The sequence below is a fragment of the Lyngbya sp. PCC 8106 genome, from assembly GCF_000169095.1.
In the GTDB taxonomy this organism is placed as follows: Bacteria; Cyanobacteriota; Cyanobacteriia; order Cyanobacteriales; family Microcoleaceae; genus Capilliphycus.
In genome coordinates this window covers 88397-112633 of the sequence record NZ_AAVU01000009.1, presented here as the reverse complement: position 1 = coordinate 112633, position 24237 = coordinate 88397, and the positions used below count along the sequence as shown (strand labels likewise).

Annotated in this window: 22 protein-coding genes; 11 read left to right on the top strand and 11 right to left on the bottom strand. The window is 42.2% G+C overall.

The annotated features are described in order from the left end of the window. Positions 1-33: 33 nt before the first annotated feature. Positions 34-510, top strand: a complete 477-nt coding sequence (locus L8106_RS08380) for a hypothetical protein (RefSeq protein ID WP_009783821.1) — start codon at positions 34-36, stop codon at positions 508-510. 176 nt (positions 511-686) lie between these two features. Next, the gene (locus L8106_RS08375) at positions 687-1622 is read left to right on the top strand and encodes a hypothetical protein (protein ID WP_009783820.1); all 936 of its coding nucleotides are present in this window, start codon (positions 687-689) and stop codon (positions 1620-1622) included. Between the two features lie 164 nt (positions 1623-1786). Here L8106_RS08375 and L8106_RS08370 read toward each other — a convergent pair whose 3' ends face one another. The 3 genes from L8106_RS08370 to L8106_RS08360 all read right to left on the bottom strand — a co-directional run bounded on the left by L8106_RS08370 (position 1787) and on the right by L8106_RS08360 (position 4950). Beyond that, positions 1787-2269, bottom strand: coding sequence for a TerB family tellurite resistance protein (locus tag L8106_RS08370; RefSeq protein WP_009783819.1), 483 nt, complete (start codon positions 2267-2269; stop codon positions 1787-1789). A gap of 95 nt (positions 2270-2364) precedes the next feature. Then, positions 2365-4191, bottom strand: a complete 1827-nt coding sequence (locus L8106_RS08365; protein WP_009783818.1) for a M61 family metallopeptidase — start codon at positions 4189-4191, stop codon at positions 2365-2367. A gap of 78 nt (positions 4192-4269) precedes the next feature. Next, positions 4270-4950 carry a Crp/Fnr family transcriptional regulator gene (locus L8106_RS08360; protein WP_009783817.1) on the bottom strand — a complete coding sequence of 227 codons (681 nt, stop codon included), beginning with the start codon at positions 4948-4950 and terminating at the stop codon, positions 4270-4272. A 490-nt stretch (positions 4951-5440) separates the two neighbouring features. Between L8106_RS08360 and L8106_RS08355 the strand changes: the two genes are divergently transcribed. From L8106_RS08355 to L8106_RS08340, 4 genes are all read left to right on the top strand, one after another. Beyond that, positions 5441-5977, top strand: coding sequence for an LptA/OstA family protein (locus L8106_RS08355; protein ID WP_009783816.1), 537 nt, complete (start codon positions 5441-5443; stop codon positions 5975-5977). A gap of 205 nt (positions 5978-6182) precedes the next feature. Beyond that, positions 6183-6911: an LPS export ABC transporter ATP-binding protein gene (lptB, locus tag L8106_RS08350; RefSeq protein WP_009783815.1), complete on the top strand. Its 729-nt coding sequence runs from the start codon at positions 6183-6185 to the stop codon at positions 6909-6911. After that, the gene (locus tag L8106_RS08345; protein WP_009783814.1) at positions 6908-8086 is read left to right on the top strand and encodes an LptF/LptG family permease; all 1179 of its coding nucleotides are present in this window, start codon (positions 6908-6910) and stop codon (positions 8084-8086) included. The genes lptB and L8106_RS08345 overlap by 4 nt, the downstream gene beginning before the upstream one ends. Positions 8087-8148: 62 nt before the next feature. After that, a complete protein-coding gene (locus L8106_RS08340) occupies positions 8149-9945 on the top strand; it encodes a hypothetical protein (protein WP_009783813.1) in 1797 nt (598 codons plus the stop codon). Here L8106_RS08340 and L8106_RS08335 read toward each other — a convergent pair. Next, positions 9942-11201: a hypothetical protein gene (locus L8106_RS08335; protein ID WP_009783812.1), complete on the bottom strand. Its 1260-nt coding sequence runs from the start codon at positions 11199-11201 to the stop codon at positions 9942-9944. The two genes, L8106_RS08340 and L8106_RS08335, sit on opposite strands and share 4 nt — an antisense overlap. A 277-nt stretch (positions 11202-11478) precedes the next feature. On the opposite strand from L8106_RS08335, the gene pgl reads away from it, so the two are divergent. Next, the gene (gene pgl, locus L8106_RS08330; protein WP_009783811.1) at positions 11479-12204 is read left to right on the top strand and encodes a 6-phosphogluconolactonase; all 726 of its coding nucleotides are present in this window, start codon (positions 11479-11481) and stop codon (positions 12202-12204) included. Between the two features lie 291 nt (positions 12205-12495). Beyond that, positions 12496-15291 carry a preprotein translocase subunit SecA gene (secA, locus tag L8106_RS08325; protein ID WP_009783810.1) on the top strand — a complete coding sequence of 932 codons (2796 nt, stop codon included), beginning with the start codon at positions 12496-12498 and terminating at the stop codon, positions 15289-15291. A 371-nt stretch (positions 15292-15662) separates the two neighbouring features. Here secA and L8106_RS08320 read toward each other — a convergent pair whose 3' ends face one another. From L8106_RS08320 to L8106_RS32870, 4 genes are all read right to left on the bottom strand, one after another. After that, positions 15663-16247 (bottom strand): PD-(D/E)XK nuclease family protein, encoded by a 585-nt coding sequence (locus L8106_RS08320; protein WP_009783809.1) that lies wholly within the window; start codon positions 16245-16247, stop codon positions 15663-15665. Positions 16248-16346: 99 nt separating this feature from the next. Then, positions 16347-16958: a hypothetical protein gene (locus tag L8106_RS08315; RefSeq protein ID WP_009783808.1), complete on the bottom strand. Its 612-nt coding sequence runs from the start codon at positions 16956-16958 to the stop codon at positions 16347-16349. A gap of 129 nt (positions 16959-17087) precedes the next feature. Then, a protein-coding gene (gene prfB / locus L8106_RS08310) for a peptide chain release factor 2 (RefSeq protein WP_156803622.1) occupies positions 17088-18210 on the bottom strand; the annotation gives its coding sequence in 2 pieces (ribosomal slippage) (positions 17088-18137 and positions 18139-18210; 1122 coding nt in all). Beyond that, entirely contained in the window at positions 18136-18291 is a 156-nt protein-coding gene (locus tag L8106_RS32870; protein WP_023069151.1) for a hypothetical protein, read from the bottom strand. The genes prfB and L8106_RS32870 overlap by 75 nt, the downstream gene beginning before the upstream one ends. A gap of 18 nt (positions 18292-18309) precedes the next feature. Here L8106_RS32870 and L8106_RS08300 point away from each other — a divergent pair, with 18 nt between their 5' ends. After that, positions 18310-20031 (top strand): glycosyltransferase family 39 protein, encoded by a 1722-nt coding sequence (locus L8106_RS08300; RefSeq protein ID WP_009783805.1) that lies wholly within the window; start codon positions 18310-18312, stop codon positions 20029-20031. 170 nt (positions 20032-20201) lie between these two features. Here the strand turns inward: L8106_RS08300 and L8106_RS08295 are convergent, their stop codons facing one another. Further along, positions 20202-20528 carry a hypothetical protein gene (locus L8106_RS08295; protein ID WP_232228445.1) on the bottom strand — a complete coding sequence of 109 codons (327 nt, stop codon included), beginning with the start codon at positions 20526-20528 and terminating at the stop codon, positions 20202-20204. A gap of 352 nt (positions 20529-20880) precedes the next feature. Further along, entirely contained in the window at positions 20881-21684 is an 804-nt protein-coding gene (surE, locus tag L8106_RS08290; protein ID WP_009783803.1) for a 5'/3'-nucleotidase SurE, read from the bottom strand. 199 nt (positions 21685-21883) lie between these two features. Between surE and pheS the strand changes: the two genes are divergently transcribed. Together pheS and L8106_RS08280 are read left to right on the top strand one after the other, a co-directional pair. Beyond that, a complete protein-coding gene (pheS, locus tag L8106_RS08285) occupies positions 21884-22873 on the top strand; it encodes a phenylalanine--tRNA ligase subunit alpha (RefSeq protein WP_009783802.1) in 990 nt (329 codons plus the stop codon). 83 nt (positions 22874-22956) lie between these two features. Continuing rightward, positions 22957-23601, top strand: coding sequence for an SH3 domain-containing protein (locus tag L8106_RS08280; protein ID WP_039895785.1), 645 nt, complete (start codon positions 22957-22959; stop codon positions 23599-23601). 60 nt (positions 23602-23661) lie between these two features. Here the strand turns inward: L8106_RS08280 and L8106_RS08275 are convergent, their stop codons facing one another. Beyond that, the gene (locus L8106_RS08275) at positions 23662-24192 is read right to left on the bottom strand and encodes a phycobiliprotein lyase (protein WP_009783800.1); all 531 of its coding nucleotides are present in this window, start codon (positions 24190-24192) and stop codon (positions 23662-23664) included. Positions 24193-24237 lie beyond the last annotated feature (45 nt).

Here is a 24237-nt window from a genome sequence, read left to right as displayed (position 1 = left end):
GCAGCATTGTCAACTATTATAGGAGTCCAAACCATGAAACGTTTTTTATCTAAAATCGTTATTATTAGTAGCTTGGGATTAACCGTTCTAACCGCCTGTTCTTCCACAGAAACCACTCAAAACACCACCGAAACAACCCCATCTCCCTCCGCAGAAACCGCCTCAACTGAAGTTGCAGAAAAAGACCATTCAGCCCCCCAAAAAGGCGGTCAAGTTGTCGAAACCGGCGCCTATCATTTGGAGTTTGTTGCTTTACCTGAACCGGGTGGAACTCACCTAGATTTTTACTTACAAAGTGGAGATAGCCATGAATCAGTTTCTGGTGCAAAAGTCATGGCTCAAATTCAGTTACCCAACGGCGAACAAAAAGCGTTAGATTTAGAATATGATGAAGCTGGAAAACATTATGCGGTCTTTCTTCCGGGAGAAGAAACCGGGGAATATAAAGTTGCTATTTTGAGCGATGTCAACGGTGAAAAAGTTAACGGAAGGTTTAACTTCCAGCGATAAACGATTAGCTAAAAAGAATGAGGAAAGAGATCAAGAAAAGTTCTCTATCCTCTCAACTCATCAATTCACTTATCATCATCTAATTTTACAAGAGAAAAATTTCATTCTGATTTCATAAAGTGATGTTATTTTAGCTTGTATCTTTCCTTGAAGTTTAGTTAGAGTTTTAATATATTATGAATCGTTTTCTAATCACCACTTTTGCTATTCCATCACTGTTTGGATTACTCCAAAGTTGTTCAGTTAATTTTCCCTCAAAAGATACTGCTCACACTGAACAAACGCATCAAATGAATCATAATAGTGCTGACAGTTCTCATAGTGACTCTATGATGTCAAACACCAGTTCTCATGCTGCTAATCATTCTGAATCTTCTACTCATTCACATTCTAATCAGACTTCAGACACCCTGAGTTTAACCAAAGCACAACTGACTAAACCTGCTGAAATTATTGTTAATCAACCTCAAACTTTTTTGATTGATATTCAAGATCAAGCGGGAAAATCAATCACTAAATTTGATACTTTTCAAGAAAAGCTAATGCACCTCATCGTTGTTAGTGACGACTTAGAGGTGTTTAATCATCTTCATCCGAAATATGAGGGGGACGGTTTATTTAAGGTTGAAATTACTTTTCCTAAACCCGGAAATTATACCTTGGTGAGTGACTACAAACCTTTTGAAGAAAGTGAACAAATTTCAGTCTTAAATGCTCAAGTTCCCGGAGTTAAGCTCACTTCATCTGTTAAAATTGATGAAAATATGAGTCAAATCTTAGAAGATACACAAGTCACTTTAACTTCTTCTCAACCCGTGCTACAATCAGGTCAGGAAGTCACCTTGAAATTCAACCTCAAAGATGCAAAAACCAATCAGCCAATTAATGATTTAAAACCCTATTTAGGTGAACAAGGTCATTTAGTCATCTTTAAACAATCTAATCCTTTAAGCAAAGCAGACTATATTCACGCTCATGCGCTTAAAAATACGCCATCCGATGAAGTTCATTTTATGACAAAGTTTCCTAAACCTGGAACCTACAAAGTGTGGGGACAGTTCAACCGTGATGGTAAAATGATTACCACGAATTTTTGGTTAAAAGTTTCCTGAAGCGAAGATTGATTACTTAGAAATTAGTTAATTCAATAAAAACTCACACCAGTCACTTAAAGTAGAGTTCGCCAGTTCTAGAAGAATGAATTAAAAAGAAATTTGCGATCGCATTTTTTCCTTTTTTTCTGACGAACTCCTCAAACAGTGAGACAAATCTCACCTTATTCTTCACCCTTAACAAAAGCACCTAATTCCTTAGTCATCCGAGCAACTAAATTCGGAGTATTGTTAGACTTAGCTTCTACTTCTGATTCGATATTCTTGACAACATCTTCCGGTAAATTCAGTAACTTGACTAGCTTTTGATAAGCTGCTTCTTCTTCTTCATTAATATTAGGTTCGTTGGGAGTTCGAGCGCTCGCTCCAATGACTTCATAGCCTAATCTTAATACTAATTCCCGTTCTTCTTGAGTTTTTAACTTCGGAATTAATTCTTCTAACGGAATATTTTGCATCAAATATTCTGTTAATTCTTGTTGCAACTTTTCCTGTTCGCTTCCCACCGCAAATAAACGACTAAACTCATCAAGCATCAAAGAAACTTCTTCCTGTGCTAGATGTCCATCTGCCCAAGCCATCGCAGTAACAACTCGCAGCAAATTCATCTGACGGGGGGTGATCGGGGGTGGAGGGGGTGCTTGCATTGACATAGGGATAATTGTATGATTTTGAAAGAACAAATAATCGCGACAAAAGCAGATTTTCAATCAACTACTTTGCTTCGATATCTCACATCATCTCACAACTTGTGGTAAGGACATCCTAACCAACCTGAAAAGTTTCTTTGATTTTGCGGCGATGGATCTTTAACAGAAGCAATTTTGTAGCTACTGGGGCGAGGTTCAGCAAGCTTTACCAAACAAGTCTGTAGCTGATCTTGATGGAAAATAACCAACTCCACTGTCTCACCCGGTAGATAGTCTTTGAGGCGATCGCTTAACTGTTGAGCATTCACCCGGAAGCCATTTAAAGCGAGTAATTCATCGTCTGGATCAATTCCCGCTATTTGTGCAGGACTTCCCACTTCTACAAATTTTATCAGTTCTCGGTTGCCATCAGAAACCACTTGTATACCGAGATAGGGAACACCATCGCATTTTTCAGCTTTTAATCGTAAGCCAAACGGTTCTAAAAATTCATTCAAAGGTAACTCGTCTGTTCCATAAATATATCGCTCAAAAAAGTCCGTTAAATCAGTTTCGGCGACGGATTCAATCACCTGTTTGAGTTGTTCGGGAGTATAGCCAATTTCTTCTCGTCCAAACTCCTCCCACATTCGCCGCATGACATCATCTAGGGAACGACGGTTACGATGACGATCTCGAATCAATAAATCGAGTAAAAAGGAAACGACTTCCCCTTTCAAATAATAAGAAATCTGACAATTATCGCTATTGGAATCTCGGCGATAGAGTTTAATCCAAGCATCCCAACTGGACTCACTTAACGGTTGAACTTTGCGCCCAGGTATCGTTTGTAAGCGAGTAATATCTTTTGAAAGTTCCCTAAAAAAGGCTTGGACATCAAAAATACCTGATCGCCAAGGAATCACAATATCATAATAACTGGTTGTTCCTTCACAAAACCACAAAGACTCTGTATAGTTTTCTTGCTCATAATCAAAGACTTCCAACGCTTTCGGACGAATCCGCTTCACATTCCACAAATGAAAAAATTCGTGGGCGACTAACTGCATAAAGCGATTATATTTGTCTTTGTCGCGTAAGCCAAAACGAGGATAATTTAATGAACAACTATCTTTGTGTTCTAATCCTCCAAATCCTTGACTTGATAAATGGAGTAAAAACAAATAGCGTTCATAGGGTAAATCTCCAAACAACTCAGCTTCTTCTTCAATGATTTTTTGAAAATCCGCAATTAAGCGATCGCGAAGTCTCTCAGAACGAGAATTACTTTGTCTATTTTCCTCCCCCCAAATCGCCAATTGATGAGATTTTTCACGAACTTTAAACTCATAAATTTGATGTGTTCCTATTTCAAAAGGAGTATCAACTAAAGTATCAAAATCTACAGCTTTAAAAGTATTAACCTGTTCAGAAACTTTCGGTAAAGTTGTTGTGACTTGCCAATGTTCGGGCGGTTCAATTGTTATCCAAATCGGATGTTTTTCCCAACCGGGAATGTAGAAAAACAGAGCCGCACTGTTAAAGTATCCGTGAGTTTGATCTAAGTGATTTGTGCGAACCGTTAACTCGTTGGCAAAAATCTGATATTCAATGAATAATTCCTGAACATCATTAATATCAATTTGCCAATGATTTTTGCTCAGTTTCCGCCAAGTTCGGCGTTGTCCCGCTTGATCATAGGCTTGAAACTTTTGGAGATGTCGAGAATATTCCCGCACTAAATAGGAACCGGGTGTCCATACAGGCATTTTTAAATCCAGAACCCCAGATTTTACTAAATGTCTCAATTCCTGATCAACCCGAACACATAATTTAACTTCAAATAGATGAGATTGGGGTTGAGACATCGCCACCCAATATTGCATCACAGGGGTTTGTTCCGCTTGGAGGTGAGGACGAGATTGAGTTGCTTCAGTCATTAAATTTTTGATTCTGGATGGACAATTCAGTTCAGAAAAGACTTAGAGTTAAAAACTATTTTTTCATTTTACAACGAATTATTGGCTAGAGAGATGACTTAAATGTTTGAGGTTAATTAAATGCAAAGTCTGATTTTCCTCATCTATTTCTAACCACCCTTTAGAAATCAACTTTTCCATAATTTTGTTTGTTTCTTCAAAGCTAATATCTGTCACATCAGCTAAATCTTGGTAAGGAATATTAAAAATATCCGCCCGTTTTTCAGTGATTTGACCATAATTTTCAGCCAATTCCACTAAAGTATTTGCTAACTTCACAGCCGGAGGACGGTGGCGAATTTGGTAGCGTTGATTGGTTTGGCGAAGACGACGTACCATTAACTGCAACATCCGATGATGTAACTGGGGATCTTTAAACAACGTTTGAATAAATCGTTGAGCCGAAACACTGATCAACCGAACTGGAGAAAGAGCGATCACGTCATTGGATCGAGGAGATTCATCTAAAATTGCCATTTCTCCAAAAAAATCACCCCGGCCTAAAATTGCTAATGTCACCACGTTATCACCCGATAAGCGTCGGACTTTCACCCATCCGGAGACAATAAAATAAACCGCATTCCCCCAGGCATCTTCCATCACGACAGCACGATTAGCCGGATAATCATGCTTAACCGCAACGGATAGGAGCCATTCTAAGGTCTCTGGATTCGCCCCTTTAAATAAGGGAAAAAGCTCGCTGAAAGCTTCAGTCTGCATGGAACTCGCTACAGTTGGAGATTAATCTAACTTGACACACGTTCGGCATTAACCGCAAGGGGTCTGAGGGTATATTCTCGAAGTCGCACTTCAAAGATACTGCTACGATTACCAAGCTAGCCGATCACAGCTTAAGGCTGTAATTCCCTCAACTTGTTCACGCTTGCAGATAGCATTGACGATTACAAGCCCAAAGAAGGTTCATCAGGCTGCATGGGATCGTCAGAAGCAGTCAGAAATATGCTACTCAATTATATCAGCTATATCAGCTTAGAGACGTTCATTACTACTAATCAAGTGGGGAGATCGGGAGATTTTGACTTTTAACCCGAGAGAAAAAATGGGTCACGGTTAATGCCTGATTGCCGGATCGCACAATGACGGCGTTGTATCGAGTACAATAAGCACACAGATCAATCTATATTGCTACACAGTCAGAACCGTAAAGGGGTCTGTTTTCTTGTCCGTTGTGTTCTGTCAAGACGTTATAATGTATCCTACTAAATTACTCAACTTAACAATATTACGCTTACTGATTGCGCTATTACTGCCAAGTGCGATCGGCGGCGCAATTGTTGCCGAAAACTTTTTCAATCCTTCTGTTAGTAAAGCCCAAAGCACTCCCCCCGCTAAACAAGATCCCGCAACGGCGATGACCGTTCGCTCTGATATTCAAGAAGCAGACGCGAATACCGGAATTATCACCGCTCGAGGTAATGTTCAAATTAACTATCCGGCTCGTAATATTCAAGCCACTGCCGCTCAAGCTCAATATTTTAGTCGAGAAGGACGAATTGTATTGAGTGGAGATGTCTACATTTTGCAAGAAGGGAGTAGTATTCGTGGAGAAACCGTTACCTATCTGATCGAGGAAGGACGCTTTGTTGCACTTCCGGGGGGAGGTCAACAGGTGGAATCGACTTATATCGTTCCAGACGATAGCACCAGCACAAAAAATGCTGCCGTTGAACCCTTTAATCCCAAACCTGCTTTTAAGAACCCGTTTAGCGCTCCTCCTGCTCCCTAAATCTAGACCCCATAACTCTTTGAACTCACGGCAATGATCAGTGAATCGAAGAAAACTGCCGAAATAGACTGGAGTAAGAGAGTAGATATTCTGTTAGCGCAAGTTGACCCCTGATCCGACTTTTTGAGTCTAAATCTTGTACAGGGGTTTAGTCTCTATTTGTCTCAATTCACTGACATCGGCAGAAGTATAGGTTGATCAATTTATGAAAATTGTCCTAGAAAATATTCACAAATCCTACGGAAAACGCATAGTCGTCAGTCGGGTACACTTGTCGGTTTCTCAAGGGGAAATTGTCGGCTTACTTGGGCCAAATGGAGCCGGAAAGACAACCACATTTTACATCGCTACAGGACTCGAAAAACCCGATGAAGGTAAGGTTTATCTCGAAGAACAGGACATTACCACTTTACCCATACACAAACGAGCGCGACTGGGAATTGGATATCTGACACAAGAAGCGAGCATTTTTCGTCACCTAACAGTAAGGGACAATATTCTGTTAATCTTGCAACAAACCCAAGTCCCTCCCCATTTGTGGCATTCTCGACTGAATACTTTATTGCGGGAGTTTCGCTTGGATAAAGTAGCTGATACGATGGGAAATCAAGTCTCAGGAGGGGAACGACGACGAACAGAACTTGCCCGATCTTTGGCTTCAGGTGTCAAACTTCCTCACTTTTTGTTGCTTGATGAACCGTTTGCAGGAGTTGATCCGATTGCTGTCTCTGAAATTCAACAAATTGTCGCCCGACTTCGCGATCGCCAGATGGGAATTTTGATTACCGATCACAATGTTCGTGAAACGCTGAAAATCACCGATCGAGCTTACATTATGCGAGACGGACAAATTTTTGCTGCGGGTTCAACCGAAGAACTCTACAATAATCCTCTAGTACGACAATATTACCTTGGTGATAGCTTTCAACTATGAAAACATCAGTTTCCAAGTCTATTAATTCTTTTCAATTTCCGAGTTTCTACCTATCGATTTTAGATCGCTATATTATTAGTGAACTCATTGCCCCGTTTTTGTTTGGTGTCGGATTATTTACTTCTGTCGCTTTGTCGATTGATACGGTTTTTGACTTAGTTCGGAAAGTGGCTGAGTCGGGTTTGGATGTGGGCATTGCGATGCAAATCTTTTTATTAAAGATGCCTGAGTTTGTCGTCTTATCCTTTCCGATGTCCATGGTCTTGACAACGCTAATTGTGTATGGGCGAATGTCGAGTGATAGTGAAATTGTCGCCTTGCGGAGTTGTGGGATTAGTATTTATCGGTTAGTGATTCCGACGCTAATTTTTAGCTTATTTATTACCGCCTCTATGTTTGTTTTCAATGAGTTAATTGTTCCTGCAACTAACTATCGGGCTTCAATTACTCTCGAACAAGCCTTGCATCAAGATCGGCTTCCCGTTCAAGAAGAAAATATTTTTTATCCAGAGTATCGTACAATTCCTATCGAAGACTCTGATGAAGAAATAACCATTCTTGTGCGGTTATTCTATGCTCAAGAATTTGATGGAAAATACATGAATGAAGTAACGATTTTGGATAAGTCTCAACAAGGGATAACTCAAATAATCTCCTCTGAATCAGCCGTCTGGAATGGGAAACAACAGAGTTGGGACTTTTTTGATGGTACGGTTTATATGATTGATCCTAAAGGCTCTTATCGTAATATTATCCGTTTTGATCATAAAGAATTAAAATTGCCTCGGGTTCCTTTGGATTTAGCGAGTCGGAAACGCCGCTATGATGAGATGAATATTGTCCAAGCCCATGAATATTTAGAACTGATGAAAAGTAGTGGGAATGAAAAGATTGTTCAGAAAACTAAAGTTAGAATTCAACAAAAATATTCCCTTCCGTTTGTTTGTGTGGTGTTTGGATTATTAGGGGCTGCTTTGGGTTCTCAACATCAACGAACGAATCGATCAACCAGTTTCGGGATTAGTATTGTCATTATTTTTTCTTATTATATGTTGGCATTTATCACCGGGGCGATGGGACAAAAAGCGATTATTAGTCCTTTTCTTGCGGGTTGGCTACCGATTGTGATTGGTTTAGGGGCTTCAGGATTTTTCCTCTATAAAAACTCTCGTTAAACTCTGAACTGAAAAAACTTTCAAAGCATCCTTAAAGCATCGGGAGTATCTGTCGTTTCAATATGTTCAACCTTAAAAGCTTCAAACCATTTTCTCATCGCCTAATTACAACTTTACATCGATCTTTAACAACTCAAACGACTTCTCTTTCTCATCCTGCTATGAGATTTTGTCTAGTTCTGAGTCTATTGATTGTACTGGGATATGGTTTGCTTTCTCTACAACAAGCTTTTACCAGTGAATATGTGATTCAAGATGATGCGAGACAACACGTTTTTTGGATGCAAAGATTTCTTGATCCTGAACTTTTTCCTGAAGATTTAATTGCCAATTATTTACAATCTCTCGCCCCGTGGGGTTATACAAAATTTTATGAGTTTCTCGCATTTTTAGGGATTAATCCTCTGATTTCAAGTAAAATTTTACCATTAATTTTAGGCTTAATTACGACAGGCTATTGTTTTGCAGTCAGCTTACAATTCTTACCCATTCCGGCTGTGGGTTTAATCACAACCTTAATTTTAAATCAAACTTTATGGATAGAAGATGATCTCGTTTCCGCAACCCCTAGAGCGTTTGTCTACCCTATATTTTTTGCGTTTTTATACTACTTATTACAAAAATCATTGTTTCCTTTGCTGATTACTATCGCTTTATCGGGTTTATTTTATCCCCAAATTACACTACTGTTTTTAGCTATTCTCACCTTACGACTATTTAATATACAGAATTCTCAAATCAAACTTTCTTCGCTGAAATTCAACCGTTTATCATGGTTATTCGGAGGAATTGTCGCTGTTTTAATTTTACTTCCCTACAAACTAACAACGACTGCATTTGGTGAAATGATTACAATAGCTCAAGCAAAATTAAAACCTGAATTTTATCCTCTAGATGGTTTATTTGGACGAGCTTTTTTCTTTCACGATAATCCTTTAATCTACTGGCTAGTCGCCCCTCAAACGGGTTTACTGTTTTTAGGAATTTTACCGCCACTCGCTTTATTTGGATTTGCATTCCCTTTTTTACTCAAACAAACTAAACGCTTTTATCTGGCTCAAAAAATTAATTATAATGTTAAAATTTTAGGACAAATTATTTTAGCTTCTTTGGCGTTATATTTCTTAGCTCACGCCGTTTTATTCCAGCTTTATTTTCCAACACGCTACACCTATCATAGCTTAAAAATCGTCTTAATTTTAGCATCTGGTTTAGCAGTAACGTTAATCTTAGAAGCACAATTACGAGCTTTAATTAAACTCCTAGAAAACGGTTTGACTCGATATCAGTTAATGCTGTTTAGCCTCACCTTCTGTTTGGGAATTGTGCTAATTGCGGTTCCTTGTTTACCAGGAGTTACTCTCCCGAACCAACTTTATCGTACAGGAAAAGAACCCCTCATCTATGAATTTCTTCAGAAACAACCCAAAGATACATTAGTTGCGACTCTCTCAGAAGAAGCCGATTTTATTCCCACTCTCGCCCAACGTTCAACCTTAATTGCACAGGAATATGACTACCCCTACCATACCCAATATTACACTCCATTTCAGCAACGGTTAATAGACTTGATTAACGCTCAATATAGTTCTGATTTGCGTCAAGTTCAAGACTTTATCCGTAAATATGGAATTGATTTTTGGTTACTCGATGGAGAAAGTACATTTAAAGCCGAATATATTTCAACTCGTGTTTTAATTCGACAAGTCGAGTTAGTTGATCCCATTTTAAACAGTATCAAACAAGGACAAGTATTTGTCCTTTCAACCTTAGTCGAAGGCTGTGCAGTTGTTAGAAGTGAACACCGACAACTACTCGATGCTGAATGTATCTTAAAACAAGGTCAAAACCAGCTTTAAGGGTTAGCAAAAGTGTTGATTTCACCCCCTCCAATTCTTCGCCCAGGAACGGGACGAGGTGCAGAGAAAGGACGCTGATTCATTTGATTAAATTGATCCGCCTGATTGTTTTGCATGAGGGTATTTTGATTAACTTGATAATCTTGAGGATTCGTAGAAGCGTTGTTAGAATAGCCCGGATAGACTGAAGGAGAAGAAGCGTTATTGGGAAAAGGAGCGCCGTAGGAACCGTTAGAATTCACGCTAGGATAGGCCCCATAGGAATTATAAATACTCTGTAGATCAGGAGTCACAATCGCCCCGGTTCGAGAAGGCTGAATAATCGGTTGAGAAGGAATAACAGGAGAAGTAATCGAAATATTAGTTTGATAGGAGTTGGTCGTCGGTATCGGGCTGGTGGGGGTAGTGGGAGTTGTCGTTGTACGAGGAACAATCCAGGTAGCTGGTGGGATTTGAACAGTTGGTTGAGTCCCAACGGTTGTCGGAGTGGAAATGGTGGGTTTTCCGGGAGTATTGACAGAGTTGACTTGAGGTTGATTGAAGTTCAGAACCGGATTATTGTAGTCCGTAGACGAGGAAGATGAGCTAGAACTCTCAGATTGTCCTTGTCCAGAAATAGATTGTTGATCCATCGCGGCTTGTAAGGGACTCTGCGTTGATGTTTCTCCCTCTGTCGCTGTCACGCTCGGAAAGTTGCCATCAAAAGTAATCTGAGGCGTTAAGCCCGAAGGATATTGAGGTGAAGGGGTGGTTGAAGATAAAGGCGGCGTTGAATTAAAATTAAGAATATTGTTCGGATCAGAAGGCGTTTGTGTCACCGGAAAAGCAGGTAAACTGTTATCCGATGGGGATGGTTTCAATCGGGGATTAGAGGAAGTTTGAGGCGTTGTAGAGCGATCTAAACGAGATTTACGCACCTGATCGAGAACCCCAGCTCCTGCATTAATCGGAGTATCCATCGGAAAGGGTAACAGTTGTGGGCCTTCTAATTCCTTGAGTAAGACGGCTGAACTATCAATATCTGCGGCGATTGATCTTTCTTCTTCGGAAAGTCGATCCTCGAAATTCCCCGAATCAGAAATTGCTTGCTTGATATCATCCAACTCAAACCATTCAGGATGTTCTGAAACTTGCCAAATAAAAGCAACAACGACAGCCGTAACGCTCATTGATCCCCAGAACCTGGGTTGGGTGAGTGGTTTGAGTGCGCTGGTAACACCACTGAGAGACTCAGATGTTTTTTTTAAGATAGACATCGGTTTAGTTTCCGTTCCAGAGGGATTAAAGAAATGATTAGAGTTCTCACCGCAAACAGTCAATCGCTGATAATCTCAGGGTGTAACCTAGTCTTGGCTTGATTGATTCGTCACTGCCATTTTCGCAGGTTTGAATAGCAAACTCTAACAGTTTTATTTTAACTGTTGATTTTGTCAGGAGCTAGGTCAAAGAGAAATATGGGGTTAAACCCACGACTAATCTACAGTTCCTGATGCTTGATTCCTGTTATTTATTGTTGAACTCGATTGAAGGACAATGAAAAAAAATATTGAAGTTTTTCCCAGTCGTGATCAGCTTGTAGAACGAGCAAAATCGATTATTTTGGACAAAATCGAACCCGCTATCAAGCAACGAGGACGGTTTACGCTCGTGTTGGCGGGAGGAGGTACGCCCAAACCCCTTTATGAAGCACTGGCGACTGAAAATTTACCCCTCGATAAAATTCATATTTTTTGGGGAGATGAGCGCTACGTTCCCTCTGATCACCCGGATAGTAACGAAGGGATGGCTCGTCAGGCTTGGCTTGACTGTGTGGCATTTCCGGCAGAGAATATTCACCCAATGCCAACGGGAGGAAATGATCCGCTCGCTGATTCTCGTCAGTATGAAGCCCAATTGCAGAAATTTTTTCAAGTCTCAGAGGGAGAATTTCCAGCTTTTGATGTGATTTTGCTCGGCATGGGCGATGATGCTCACACTGCGTCTCTATTTCCCCATACAGAAGCTTTACAAGTTCGCGATCGCTTAATTGCAGTGGGGAATAAAGCGGGTCAACCTCGTCTAACCTTTACGGTTCCCCTGATTAACCAAGCCGAATGCGTTCTGTTTTTGGTTACAGGTGCAAACAAGCAACCTGCATTAACCCAAGTTTTTGCAGAAACAGCCGACGAAATGGCTTATCCATCTCGTGCAATTCAACCTCAAGGGGAACTGTGGTGGCTATTTGATGAAGCCGCAGGTCAAGCCGTTCCGTCTTCGTGACCTTCTCCCGACGCTCACCCACACCGGGTAGAGCGCGGGCTTCCCCAGATCACTTTTGAGGTTTCTGGCTTCAACGGGGTACGCACACCACCTTTCTTGATCGGCAGTATTACCGTCTGTCTAACGGCTACAAGACCTTTGTACATGATCATTAGTGTAAAAATAAGTCCTAAAAATTGGGCAGGTTATCGGCAAAGTTTGCAGGTTCGCCACCGAAAAGATCCAGCTTTGAGGCATCAATTGCTACAATAAGCAATAAGTTCTCGTCGGTGTAAAGGTCCTGTTGTTGCCATGCTGAAAGCTCTGCTGGGCGATCCAAACGCTCGCAAACTCAAGAAATATCAACCGATCGTAACCGATATAAATGTTTTAGAAGAAGAAATTCACGCACTCTCCGATCAGGAATTAACCGCAAAAACGGGAGAGTTTAGAGAAATTCTAGCCAAAGCAAAATCGCGTGACGAGCGGGAGCAAATTTTAGACGAAATTCTGCCCGAAGCCTTTGCAGTGACCCGAGAAGCTGCACTGCGAGTTTTAGGGATGCGCCATTTTGATGTGCAACTGTTGGGAGGGATGATCCTTCATAAAGGCGAAATTGCCGAAATGAAAACTGGAGAGGGAAAAACACTCGTTGCCACTCTACCCGCCTATCTCAACGCACTATCAGGTCATGGGGTTCATATTATTACTGTTAACGATTATCTCGCTCGCCGTGATGCCGAATGGATGGGTCAAGTCCATCGCTTTATGGGATTGAGCGTTGGATTAATTCAGCAGGGCATGAGTCCGGAGGAACGCCAGAGAAACTATGGCTGTGATATCACCTATGCGACTAATAGCGAGGTGGGCTTTGATTATCTCCGCGATAACATGGCAACCTCTATGGATGATGTCGTTCAGCGTCCGTTTAACTTTTGTATTATCGATGAAGTAGACTCGGTTCTCATTGATGAAGCCCGGACTCCTTTGATTATCTCGGGTCAAGTCGAACGTCCGAGCCAAAAATACATTCGTGCGGCTCAAGTGGCCAAAACACTCCAACCCGAAGAAGATTACGAGGTCGATGAAAAGGCCCGGAATGTTTTGTTGGGTGATGAAGGGTTTGCCAAAGCTGAAGAACTACTTGGGGTTAGGGATTTATACGATCCCAACGATCCTTGGGCGCATTTTGTGTTTAATGCGGTCAAAGCCAAAGAGCTATTTACCAAAGATGTCAACTACATTGTCCGTGAGGATGAAGTGGTGATCGTCGATGAATTTACGGGACGGGTGATGCCGGGACGCCGTTGGAGTGATGGCTTACATCAAGCGATTGAAGCCAAAGAAAGCGTTGATATTCAGCCCGAAACCCAAACGCTAGCGACCATTACCTATCAGAACTTCTTCCTGCTTTATCCCAAATTATCGGGGATGACGGGAACCGCGAAAACAGAAGAAGTTGAATTTGAGAAAATTTATAATCTACAAGTCACGATTGTACCGACAAACCGAACCACAGGTCGTGTAGATTTATCTGATGTGGTCTACAAAACTGAACTCGGGAAATGGAGTGCGATCGCTGAAGAATGCGCCCAAATGAATGAAGTTGGCCGTCCGGTGCTTGTCGGGACGACCAGTGTTGAAAAATCTGAGTTACTCTCTCGGTTGTTGGCTGAACGTCAGATTCCCTATAATCTGCTCAATGCTAAACCGGAAAACGTCGAACGGGAATCGGAAATTATTGCCCAAGCTGGACGCAAAGGGGCGGTGACGATTTCTACGAATATGGCGGGTCGCGGAACTGATATTATCTTAGGGGGAAATGCCGACTTCATGGCCCGACTGAAAATGCGGGAATATTTCATGCCTCGCATTGTCAAGCCCGAAGATGAACGAGAACTGGCGATGAAACGGGCTTTTTCGGGTGGAGGCGGCAGCGGAGGGGGTCAGGGCTTTGGCGGTGATCCGAAAAAAGGTAAATCCTGGAAAGTCTCCCCTCAAATTTTTCCGACTCAACTGTCACGAGAAACTGAACAACAATTAAAAGAGACGGTTGAATTTGCGGTTTCTCAATATGGAGAACGCAGTTTATCGGAATTGTTGGCTGAAGACAAACTGGCGATTGCCTCAGAAAAAGCACCCACGACTGATCCGGTGATTCAGCGCTTGCGAGAAGTTTATAAAACCATTGTCGCAGAATACGAAAACTTTACTGAGCGGGAACACGATGAAGTGGTTCAACTCGGAGGGTTACACGTGATCGGGACTGAACGTCACGAGTCTCGTCGAATTGATAATCAATTGCGGGGACGGGCGGGACGACAAGGTGATCCGGGTTCAACTCGCTTCTTCTTGAGTTTGCAGGATAATCTACTGCGGATTTTTGGCGGAGATCGGGTCGCAGGTTTGATGGATGCTTTCCATGTTGATGAGGATATGCCCATTGAGTCCAGACTGTTAACGCGATCGCTGGAAAATGCTCAGAAAAAGGTAGAAACCTACTACTACGACATCCGGAAACAGGTGTTTGAGTACGATGAGGTGATGAACAACCAACGTCGGGCAATATACGCTGAACGCCGTCGGGTGTTGGAAGGTCAGGATTTGAAAGAACAGGTGATTAAGTACGGCGAACAGACGATGAATGACATTGTTGATGCCTACATTAACCCGGATTTGCCCTCTGAGGAGTGGGATTTGGAAAATGTGGTCAGTAAGGTCAAAGAGTTTGTTTATTTGCTGTCAGACTTAAATGCAGACCAATTGATTGATTTGAGTGTTGATGAGATTAAGACCTTCTTACACGAACAGTTACGCAACGCCTACGATATCAAAGAAGCCCAAGTCAATCAAATTAAGCCCGGTTTGATGCGAGAAGCGGAACGGTTCTTTATCTTGCAGCAAATTGATACCCTCTGGCGCGAACACCTTCAGCAGATGGATGCGTTACGTGAATCAGTTGGACTACGGGGCTATGGTCAAAAAGATCCCTTGATTGAGTATAAACGCGAAGGCTACGAACAATTCCTCGATATGATGACTGACATTCGCCGGAATGTGATTTATTCTATGTTCCAGTTCCAACCTCAACCGGCAACGACTGTTTAGATGAGTTTAGATTTATTTAACAGACTGATCGCTTGACAAGCTGAGATTATCGTGTATATTAGTATCAGTGTGAGGAGTGAGGTCTGTAGAAGAAGTGCTTGGGGTCGAAACACGGCCAGACTCCCAGGTACTTTTTCCATTTTTATTTAGGTCACGTTTAATCGAGTCCTAAAGTGAGTTGGAGCGGACGTTGATCTTTAGCCGTTTGGGGTAGAGGTTGAGGAGATTCTGTAATTGCCGGACAGTAACCCGTATAACTGCATCGGTCACAGTGATGTCCAGGAATCGGTTCCCACTCACAATCTGTTCTTAATTGTGTTGCCAGTTCTCCAATCGTTAATTGGGCTTGTTGTTTGTGTTGGGGAGTTGCCTCAAAAATGATGGATTCTCGCCCGTTGCAGATAAATCAGACTCATTTGCTGCAAACTCTTTTTATACCGTTGTTCGAGAGCAAGATAATACAACCCGAGTTGTAAATCGATTTCATCGGGTTCAAAGTCTCGAATTTTGCGAGAAGACTTATAATCAATCAGTTCAAGTCCATCATCTCGCCAATCTAAACGATCGTAACGACCAGAGATCTTAAACTCTATATTACAAAGATTTAACCGAGCTTGTATTTTACCTTCTACTGCTACAGGCTTTCTTAAAGCAGGTAAAATCGCAATATATTGATAATAATAGGATTCTAAAATTTCCAGTCCTTGCGTCGATAACTCTGGGGTTAACTCATGATTAACCCGTTGCCAACAGAAACGAATCCAATCTAAACTGGGTTTGGGTTCAGTATAGTTCCAGTCCCCATAAATTCGTGCTAAAGCGGCGTGAAGTGCTTTTCCGAGGAGGGGAGACTTAAAAAAAGCATTGGCTTTGAGTCCACGTTCATACTTAAAATAATAAGCCTGGGGACAACGATGGTAATCTAGGAGTTTAGTGGCAGAAAGCGGATAAACCATCTGAACGATTTTAAGATAACAGGATAAAAATCGGGCGCAGAAGAAATAACCCGATGAAAATCCTTGATAATTTGGCTCAAAAAATAATCAAAAAAATGATTAGCAAATGGGAGACTTTCCCGGTTTCACCGCATGAATTGATTCACTTCCCGAGTGAGGCCATCCCCGACGATAAGACGCCTCTCCAGGTTGTCCCCAACCCAATTGTAATAAAACTTCTAAAAAATTAGACTTTTCCCATTTTAAAATACAAGCCCATTCAGTCCGTTGAGCAATGGCATCCACATCTTGGGGATGAATCCGACGATAATCTTTCCCCGCATTCAAACTGAGATACAAATCCATATCTCCCGTCACCTCATACCAAAACTCAAGAACTTGAGACTTCGCGGCTTTTAGCGTTAACTTATCCTGGGGTAAAGCCATCAATTGATCATCAACTCTCGGATAACAAAGCGTTTTTCCAGAAATCGTAATTTCTCGCCAAACAATCCCCGAAACTTGGTAATCAATTTGATATTGATGAATAGCCGCTTTAAAATCTTGATAAGCCGTGAATTTTTGAATTCCTTCGGGTTTGAGAAAAGAATCAATCACCGGATTCCCCACCGCCGGAGTCGCAGATAAATTGAGACGCTCTCCATCTAAACAAGCTTTACGTTCACCATTCAAGATTTCTATGAGTTCATCGGTGCTATAGATCTTGGACATTATTCTGCGTCCTCCTACTGCTCAACTCTAAACTTGATAAATAAACACGATTGTAGATTTTATCCCTGAATTTTGGAAGGGATTGATCAAATTTATCCCTTCCTTGAAAACGAATACAAAATCTGAGCCTTAAGCAGACTCACTCGTTACCAGTTGATTTTCCTGACGCAGATAAGCTTGAATAAAACGATCCAACTCACCATTCATCACATCATCAATCGCTGTCGTTTCCTCAGACGTTCGCAAATCCTTAACCATCTGATAGGGATGGAAAACATAGTTGCGAATTTGATTTCCCCAAGCCGCCTCTACCAAGTCTCCGCGAATTTCAGCGATTTCTTGGGCGCGTTGTTCTTGAGCAATAATCAACAATTTCGCCTTCAGCAATGCCAAAGCCTTTTCCTTGTTTTGCAACTGTGAACGTTCCTGAGTACAACGAACCGCAATTCCCGTTGGAAGGTGAACAATACGCACCGCCGTTTCCACCTTGTTCACATTCTGGCCCCCTTTTCCCCCTGCTCGGGAGGTGGTGACTTCCAAATCTTTTTCAGGAATCTCCAAGTGTACGCCTTGATCAATCATCGGCATGATTTCCACCCCAGCAAAACTGGTTTGTCGCTTGCCATTGGCATTAAACGGAGAAATCCTCACCAAACGATGAGTCCCCTTCTCACACTTGAGATAACCATAGGCATAACGACCCTCAATTTCCAGAGTCACCGACTTGATTCCCGCTTCATCGCCCTCCGACAATTCCGCTAGATAGACCTTATAACCGTGAGCTTCTCCCCAACGAGTGTACATCCGCAGCAGCATCTCCGCCCAGTCTTGAGCATCCGTTCCACCGGCGCCTGCATTAATCGTCAGAACCGCCCCATTTTTATCGTAGGGAGCCGATAAAAGCTGTTGGAGTTCCCAACGGTCAAGATCGTGATTGAGGCGGGTTAGATTCGATTCTGCCTCCGCTAACAGAGACTCATCGCTTTCCAACTCCAACAACTCTACAATGGCATCAGTATCTTCGATCGTTTTCTGCCATTGCTGATATTGCTGCAAAATAGATTTGAGGTCATTGAGTTCTTGGAGTGTATTTTGAGCTGTGCTTTGATCATCCCAAAACTCGGGTTGGGCAGCAATTTGCTCTAAATCTTTTACCCTAGCATTGAGTAGGCGTAGGTCAAAGATAGTCCTGGGTTTTACCCAGGCGCTCAGATAACGTTTCGAGTTCGCGTTTGATTTCTAAAACTTCCATATTACCTTCGACTGACAACCTTTCTTTAACAAAAGTTACACTGTAGATTTTAGCGGGAATTTCTCGCGCTTGTGTCTGCAATTTTAATTCCCTTAATCTATGTCTCATCAAATTTTTGCGACAGGTAAGCCCAGAAACCAAACTCCCGATCACCAGGAGTGGACTGATTCTTTATGGATATTCGGACTGTTCATTGCCGCTTTATTGCTGTTTGGACTCAATCTTGGCGGTGTGGCACTACGAGACTGGGATGAAGGAACGGTTGCACAAGTTGCCCGAGAAATTGCCCAAGGAGATCTGCACTGGCTTTATCCGACTTTGCATGGTAGCCCTTATTTCAACAAACCCCCGCTTGTCCATAATTTAATGGCTATAGTCTACCACTTTGCGGGGATTCACGAATGGACGGCTCGTTTTCCCTCTGCCCTATTAACGGCGGCTTCTGTTCCTCTGCTTTATGTTGTGGGTTTAGAGTTATTTCGTCAACGCACTGCGGCGGTTTGTTCGGCTTTAGTTTATCTGACGTTGCTTCCGGTGGTTCGACATGGACGGTTAGCGATGTTAGATGGAACGGTGCTGTTTTTGTTGATTATGATGTTTGGTTGTGTCTTGCGATCGCGTCGAGATTTACGTTACGCTCTCGGTTCAGGACTCGCCTTTGGACTGTTGTGTTTAACCAAAGGAATTTTTCTGGCTTTGTTACTGGGTGCGATCGCTTTGATCTTTTTAGCGTGGGATACGCCGCGACTGCTTCAGTGTAAATATCTTTGGCTTGGGTTACTACTGGGTTTGTTTCCGGTGGCAATTTGGTATTCTGCCCAATGGCTAAAATATGATCAAGAGTTTTTTCAGATTAATTTAGGATCTCAATCTTGGCGACGCATTTGGGAGTCTGTTGAAAATAATCAAGGCGCTCCTTGGTATTATTTGCTAGAGATTTTAAAATATGCTTGGCCTTGGCAACTGTTTTGGATACCCGGACTCATTTTTACGTGGAAAAATCGGAATTTTAGTTGGGCTAAATTAATTTTAGTTTGGACTGGGGTTTATTTCGTTTCTATTTCCCTAATGACGACCAAACTTCCCTGGTATATTCTACCGATTTATCCGGCTTTGGCTTTAGCCGTGGGTGGTTATTTTGCCCAAGTTTGGCGAGAAGGCGATCGCGAAACTGGACAATGGCAAGGAAATGATCGCCAACTCGAAGATTTACCTGAACCTTTACCCCACAAATTCATCCCTATTTTTGCCCTTTTAAGCTTTGTCGGTTGCTTAGGTTGTCTGTATTTTGCTGATTTAATTCCCGCCTTTCCGGTTGCTGAACAGGAAATTGATTTACCGTTAACCTTAGCTTCATTATCACTCACATTTGCCCTCACAGCTTTATTACTTTATCGCAAAGATCGACAATTTTTAATCATTTTATTTTGGGGAATGTATGTTTCCTTAATTTTGTTTGTTAGTTCTAATAATTGGGTTTGGGAACTCGCCGAAGATTATCCGGTTAAACCCGTCGCCGCTTTAGTTCAACAAAGAACATCTGCCGATGACTCAATCTATACTTCTCATCCCTATTCTCGTCCTTCCTTGAATTTTTATAGCGATCGCAAAATTCGGGCAGTTGGAGATGAGGAGTTGAAACAAAAATGGCAATCTCCTCATGCTTATTTGTTACTCGATGCTGCTAGCTTAAAACGACTTCAACTCGATCAAGTGAAATCTTTAGGTACCGTGTCTGGATGGACACTCATCACCAAAAACAAAACCCAAACTACCCAGAATTCCTGCTGTGAAAACCTCGTTCAAAAATCAACAATTTAAACTTGATCAGAAGGTTCGTCTAATTCAAAATTACACGGCTAGATATCTTGAGTTTTTTTGATCAGCTTTTCCCAGATTGATTCAATTGCATTTGATCGAAAATTAGGGATTTAAAAAAGTTGCAAAAATTGCTGATGAAACTCAATAACATGAATAAAATTCATTCAACTTCACTCAGAAGATTGAGAATTTGATTCTTGTTCCTTCACCGACTCTAACTGAATACCGGGTGTATTTTGTTCAGAACTGAGTTGGTTATTTGCCGCGACTGCTAAACTAATAAATAAAATCCCACTCACTAACATCGCCAACGGAAACCGTCGAGTCAGCCATAAGTCTCTGCGAATTCTTGCCCAAGGATGACTCTGGCGACGTAACATTTGTCCCACAGCCCATTTTCTCAGACAAAAAGGATCACGGACAAAATGGCCACTGTTGCTGATGACAAAGTGAGTATGACAATGAGGACAAGTAAAAAGCCCACCCAATACCCCCATTGAAGACACAATGCTTGTGTGATGACAAATCGGGCAAGTAACAGAGTATGTATTGAAGGTATCAGCGTTCATAGACAAAATGACTCAGAATAACTCAAATAGATAAAACTGACGACCCCAAGAACCCAAGTAGTAACGCTTGTAGCATAAGCGATGTGACACTTTGTTGCTCTTTATATCTAGTCTAACGCTCCTGACAATTCCATCAACCCCTAGAATACGGATCCGTAACAACTGAGAAAAATAGAGTCAGTTAACATTCCGAAAAAAGAACAACACCCGTACTAAAAGAAGTTAAGATGATCAGCACAAAAACTTATATCTGTCAACCAACCTAGCACCCCATTGCCCCTCAATCTGTGCTGTTTTGATTGTGCCAGATCTGCAACTCTTTTAATCCGGTCGTGTGCGTGAGATTATATTGCAAGGGAGTCATCGTAATGTAATTCTGACGTAAAGCTTGTACATCCGTAGGTAAATCATTATCAATGACAGCCTGTTGTGGATCTTCAGCATCTTCTAACACTTCCCCAGCTAACCAATAATAAGTCTTCCCACGGGGATCAACTCGTTTTTCAAACGTATCAACATAGCGACGAATCCCTTGACGAGTAATCACCACACCCACAATATCTTTTTCAGCCACCGCCGGAATGTTAACATTGAGCAACATCGCCTGAGGCAAGGGTTGGGTTTCCAATTGCTTGACCAACCGTTCCGCAAAACGAACCGCCCCCTGAAATTCTCGCCCGCTATAGCTTCCCAAACTCAACGCAATACTGGGAATGCCTTCGATCATCCCTTCCATCGCCGCCGACACCGTACCCGAGTAGAGAACATCCGTTCCCAAATTTGGCCCGTGATTCACCCCAGAAAGGACAATATCCGGTTGTGTCTCCAGTAACCCAAACAAAGCCAACTTTACACAATCAGCCGGAGTTCCCGAACAAGCCCAAGCTTCCACGCCCGAACGAAAAACCGACTCCACCTTTTCAGCGCGAATCGGGTGATGTAAAGTCAAACCATGACCTGTTGCGGATCGTTCTTGATCGGGACAAACCACAATCACTTCATGGCCCACATCCGCCAGATGATTGGCAAGGCTACGAATTCCCTGGGCAAAAATGCCGTCATCATTGCTAATTAAAAGTTTCATAAATGCAATTTGCGATTGTAGTGCAGGTGTAGGGCAGAATATAAATGTTTCACCAAAGACTCAACAGCGAACATTCAACAATCAGTGTAATGTTAATCGATCAATGTTAGGATTTTTGCGCCGAACAACCTGTAATTGATTCCATCTGTTCTGTTAAGCATCATTTAAACTTAAAAGTTGTTTATTGAAAATTCCGGATATGACTCAAATTGATACCCAACTCCAAGATTTACGCCAAAATGCCCAAGATGAAATTGCCAGTTGTGAAACTCTCGATCAACTCGAACAGTTGCGAATCAACTACTTTGGTAAAAAAGGTCAACTTTCTAAAGTCTTAGGGGCAATGGGCAAACTCGATCCGAGTGAACGTCCTCGAATTGGGGCAATGGCCAATGAAGTTAAACAAGCCATTCAAACCGACTTAGACGACAAACGCACCGCCCTGCAAGCCGCCCAACTAGAAGCCCAACTCCAAAGTGAAACCCTAGATGTGACCATGCCGGGAATTTATCGCCCTCAAGGTCAAATTCACCCGCTTAATGGCATTATTGATCGCGCCCTGGATATTTTTGTCGGTTTAGGTTATACCGTCGCCACCGGGCCAGATATGGAAAGTGATTACTATAACTTTGAAGCCTTGAATATGCCCCCAGATCATCCGGCGCGAGATATGCAGGATACTTTTTATCTCCCTGGTGGGAACTTGTTGCGAACCCATACTTCTCCGGTGCAAATTCGCTACATGGAACAACATAAACCTCCGTTACGAGTAATAGTACCGGGTCGGGTTTATCGCCGGGATAGCGTTGATGCGACTCATGCCGCCGTGTTTCATCAAATTGAACTGTTAGCCGTTGATGAAGGATTGCGTTTTAGTGACCTCAAAGGCACGATTAAAGAGTTCTTGCGTCAAATGTTTGGAGATTTACCAATTCGGTTCCGGGCGAGTTATTTCCCGTTTACTGAACCCTCGGCTGAAGTGGATTTACAATGGCAGGGGAAATGGTTAGAAGTTTTGGGTTGTGGGATGGTTGATCCCAATGTCTTGCAAGCGGTGGGCTATGATCCAGAGCAATATACCGGATTTGCCGCCGGATTTGGGGTCGAACGCTTTGCGATGGTTTTGCATCAGCTTGATGATATTCGCCGTGTCTATGCCAGTGATTTACGTTTTTTGAGACAATTCTAATTATTCTCAATTGCAGGGGTTTGAAAGCAATTTTGCTTGGACTGTTCAAGTGTGTGGGTTTGTTAGGAGTTGAACGGGAAAATATGTTCTATTCTAGATCTCGGTGGGTGTCCGGGCTAAGTGGTTTATTGCTAATTGTGATCGGGCTTCAGTCTCAGGCGATCGCGGAGCAAAAAACTACTCCGTCTAAGTTTTTGCCCTCTGAAAGTCGAGTGGGTCAAACGACATCGGATCTGTGTCGTCAAGTGTTTGAACCTCAAGGTTTAGCCATTCGTCGGCGACCTACCCCGAATTCTCCTCGGGTTGGGGGAGTGCGTTATAGAGATGAAGTGACTCTTGTTCGCAATTCTGAAGGGATTCGTGGGCCAGGAGGTCGGACTTGGATCGAAATTACCTATCCTATACGTGGATTTATTTCTAATGGTTATCCAGACGGACGGAGTAACTTAGTATTGTGTTCCGATGATCTCATTTCTCAGCCTCCCCAACAAAGTGCGTCTCTGTGTCGTCGTATTGACCGACGGGCAGCCCCGAGAGGGGTAGCTGTCCGGGCGAGGCCGTCTCGCTTTTCGTCTCGGGTGGGAGGAGTTCCGACAGGTCAAGAAGTTTATCTGGTTGAGGATTATCAACTCGTTGGCGATGTCAATAATGAACCTCGCAATTGGGTAGAAATTGTTGAACCGTTAGCGGGTTTTATCTCCGCCAATACTTTAATTATGTGCCGTTAATCAACTGTTTATCGTAGGGGCAATTGATCAATTTCCCCTACCCCGGTCACGGGTGACGGCTTACTTCACACCCATACGAATTTCCGAGCAAAAAGAAGCTTGGGTTAAGCCATTATTTTGTTTAACCACGCTCGTTCGTAATCGTAAATTTGGCATCAGATACCATAACCGTTCTTCTACCGAAAATGTATCGGTTTCTGTCGTCAAAACTAAAACCTCATCCTCTCCTAAAAGATAACGACCTTTAGAGGTTTTGAGGGGAGACTGATCAGAACCCGGTCTAGTTTGCAAAAATTGACCCGCTTGGGGTGAGTTATCATCGATTAAAGGAAGTACAATCGTTGATCCGATTTGCTTTTTGGAGTCACTGTCTACTGTTCCTTCCCAACTAAATTTTAATCCTTTCCAAGCCTCGCTAGGATTCACTTGGTAATGTTCGCATAGTTGGACAACAGTGGGTTCATTTTCAGGTAAAAGATCAATTGTTAGGTTAGATTTTCCCGCCTGCAATTCTCCGGAGGATAAGTTATGAATTGTGCGTTGAGAAAACCACTTTCCCTCTGAAAGTTCAAGGAATTCTTTAATATCCATCAAGCTTTTGTATGTGTTTAGTCTAATTTGAAAAAAGTTGAGTCA

Bases quoted from the DNA above. Each gene is read 5' to 3' on its own strand.
- L8106_RS08355 (WP_009783816.1), top strand. From the start codon at position 5,441: ATGTATCCTACTAAATTACTCAACTTAACAATATTACGCTTACTGATT.
- L8106_RS08295 (WP_232228445.1), bottom strand. From the start codon at position 20,528: ATGGGGGTATTGGGTGGGCTTTTTACTTGTCCTCATTGTCATACTCAC.
- L8106_RS08380 (WP_009783821.1), top strand. From the start codon at position 34: ATGAAACGTTTTTTATCTAAAATCGTTATTATTAGTAGCTTGGGATTA.
- secA (WP_009783810.1), top strand. From the start codon at position 12,496: ATGCTGAAAGCTCTGCTGGGCGATCCAAACGCTCGCAAACTCAAGAAA.
- L8106_RS08275 (WP_009783800.1), bottom strand. From the start codon at position 24,192: ATGGATATTAAAGAATTCCTTGAACTTTCAGAGGGAAAGTGGTTTTCT.
- pgl (WP_009783811.1), top strand. From the start codon at position 11,479: ATGAAAAAAAATATTGAAGTTTTTCCCAGTCGTGATCAGCTTGTAGAA.
- L8106_RS08365 (WP_009783818.1), bottom strand. From the start codon at position 4,191: ATGACTGAAGCAACTCAATCTCGTCCTCACCTCCAAGCGGAACAAACC.
- L8106_RS08335 (WP_009783812.1), bottom strand. From the start codon at position 11,201: ATGTCTATCTTAAAAAAAACATCTGAGTCTCTCAGTGGTGTTACCAGC.
- lptB (WP_009783815.1), top strand. From the start codon at position 6,183: ATGAAAATTGTCCTAGAAAATATTCACAAATCCTACGGAAAACGCATA.
- L8106_RS08345 (WP_009783814.1), top strand. From the start codon at position 6,908: ATGAAAACATCAGTTTCCAAGTCTATTAATTCTTTTCAATTTCCGAGT.
- L8106_RS08370 (WP_009783819.1), bottom strand. From the start codon at position 2,269: ATGCAAGCACCCCCTCCACCCCCGATCACCCCCCGTCAGATGAATTTG.
- L8106_RS08320 (WP_009783809.1), bottom strand. From the start codon at position 16,247: ATGGTTTATCCGCTTTCTGCCACTAAACTCCTAGATTACCATCGTTGT.
- pheS (WP_009783802.1), top strand. From the start codon at position 21,884: ATGACTCAAATTGATACCCAACTCCAAGATTTACGCCAAAATGCCCAA.
- L8106_RS08375 (WP_009783820.1), top strand. From the start codon at position 687: ATGAATCGTTTTCTAATCACCACTTTTGCTATTCCATCACTGTTTGGA.
- L8106_RS08300 (WP_009783805.1), top strand. From the start codon at position 18,310: ATGTCTCATCAAATTTTTGCGACAGGTAAGCCCAGAAACCAAACTCCC.
- L8106_RS08360 (WP_009783817.1), bottom strand. From the start codon at position 4,950: ATGCAGACTGAAGCTTTCAGCGAGCTTTTTCCCTTATTTAAAGGGGCG.
- L8106_RS08315 (WP_009783808.1), bottom strand. From the start codon at position 16,958: ATGTCCAAGATCTATAGCACCGATGAACTCATAGAAATCTTGAATGGT.
- L8106_RS08340 (WP_009783813.1), top strand. From the start codon at position 8,149: ATGTTCAACCTTAAAAGCTTCAAACCATTTTCTCATCGCCTAATTACA.
- L8106_RS08280 (WP_039895785.1), top strand. From the start codon at position 22,957: ATGTTCTATTCTAGATCTCGGTGGGTGTCCGGGCTAAGTGGTTTATTG.
- surE (WP_009783803.1), bottom strand. From the start codon at position 21,684: ATGAAACTTTTAATTAGCAATGATGACGGCATTTTTGCCCAGGGAATT.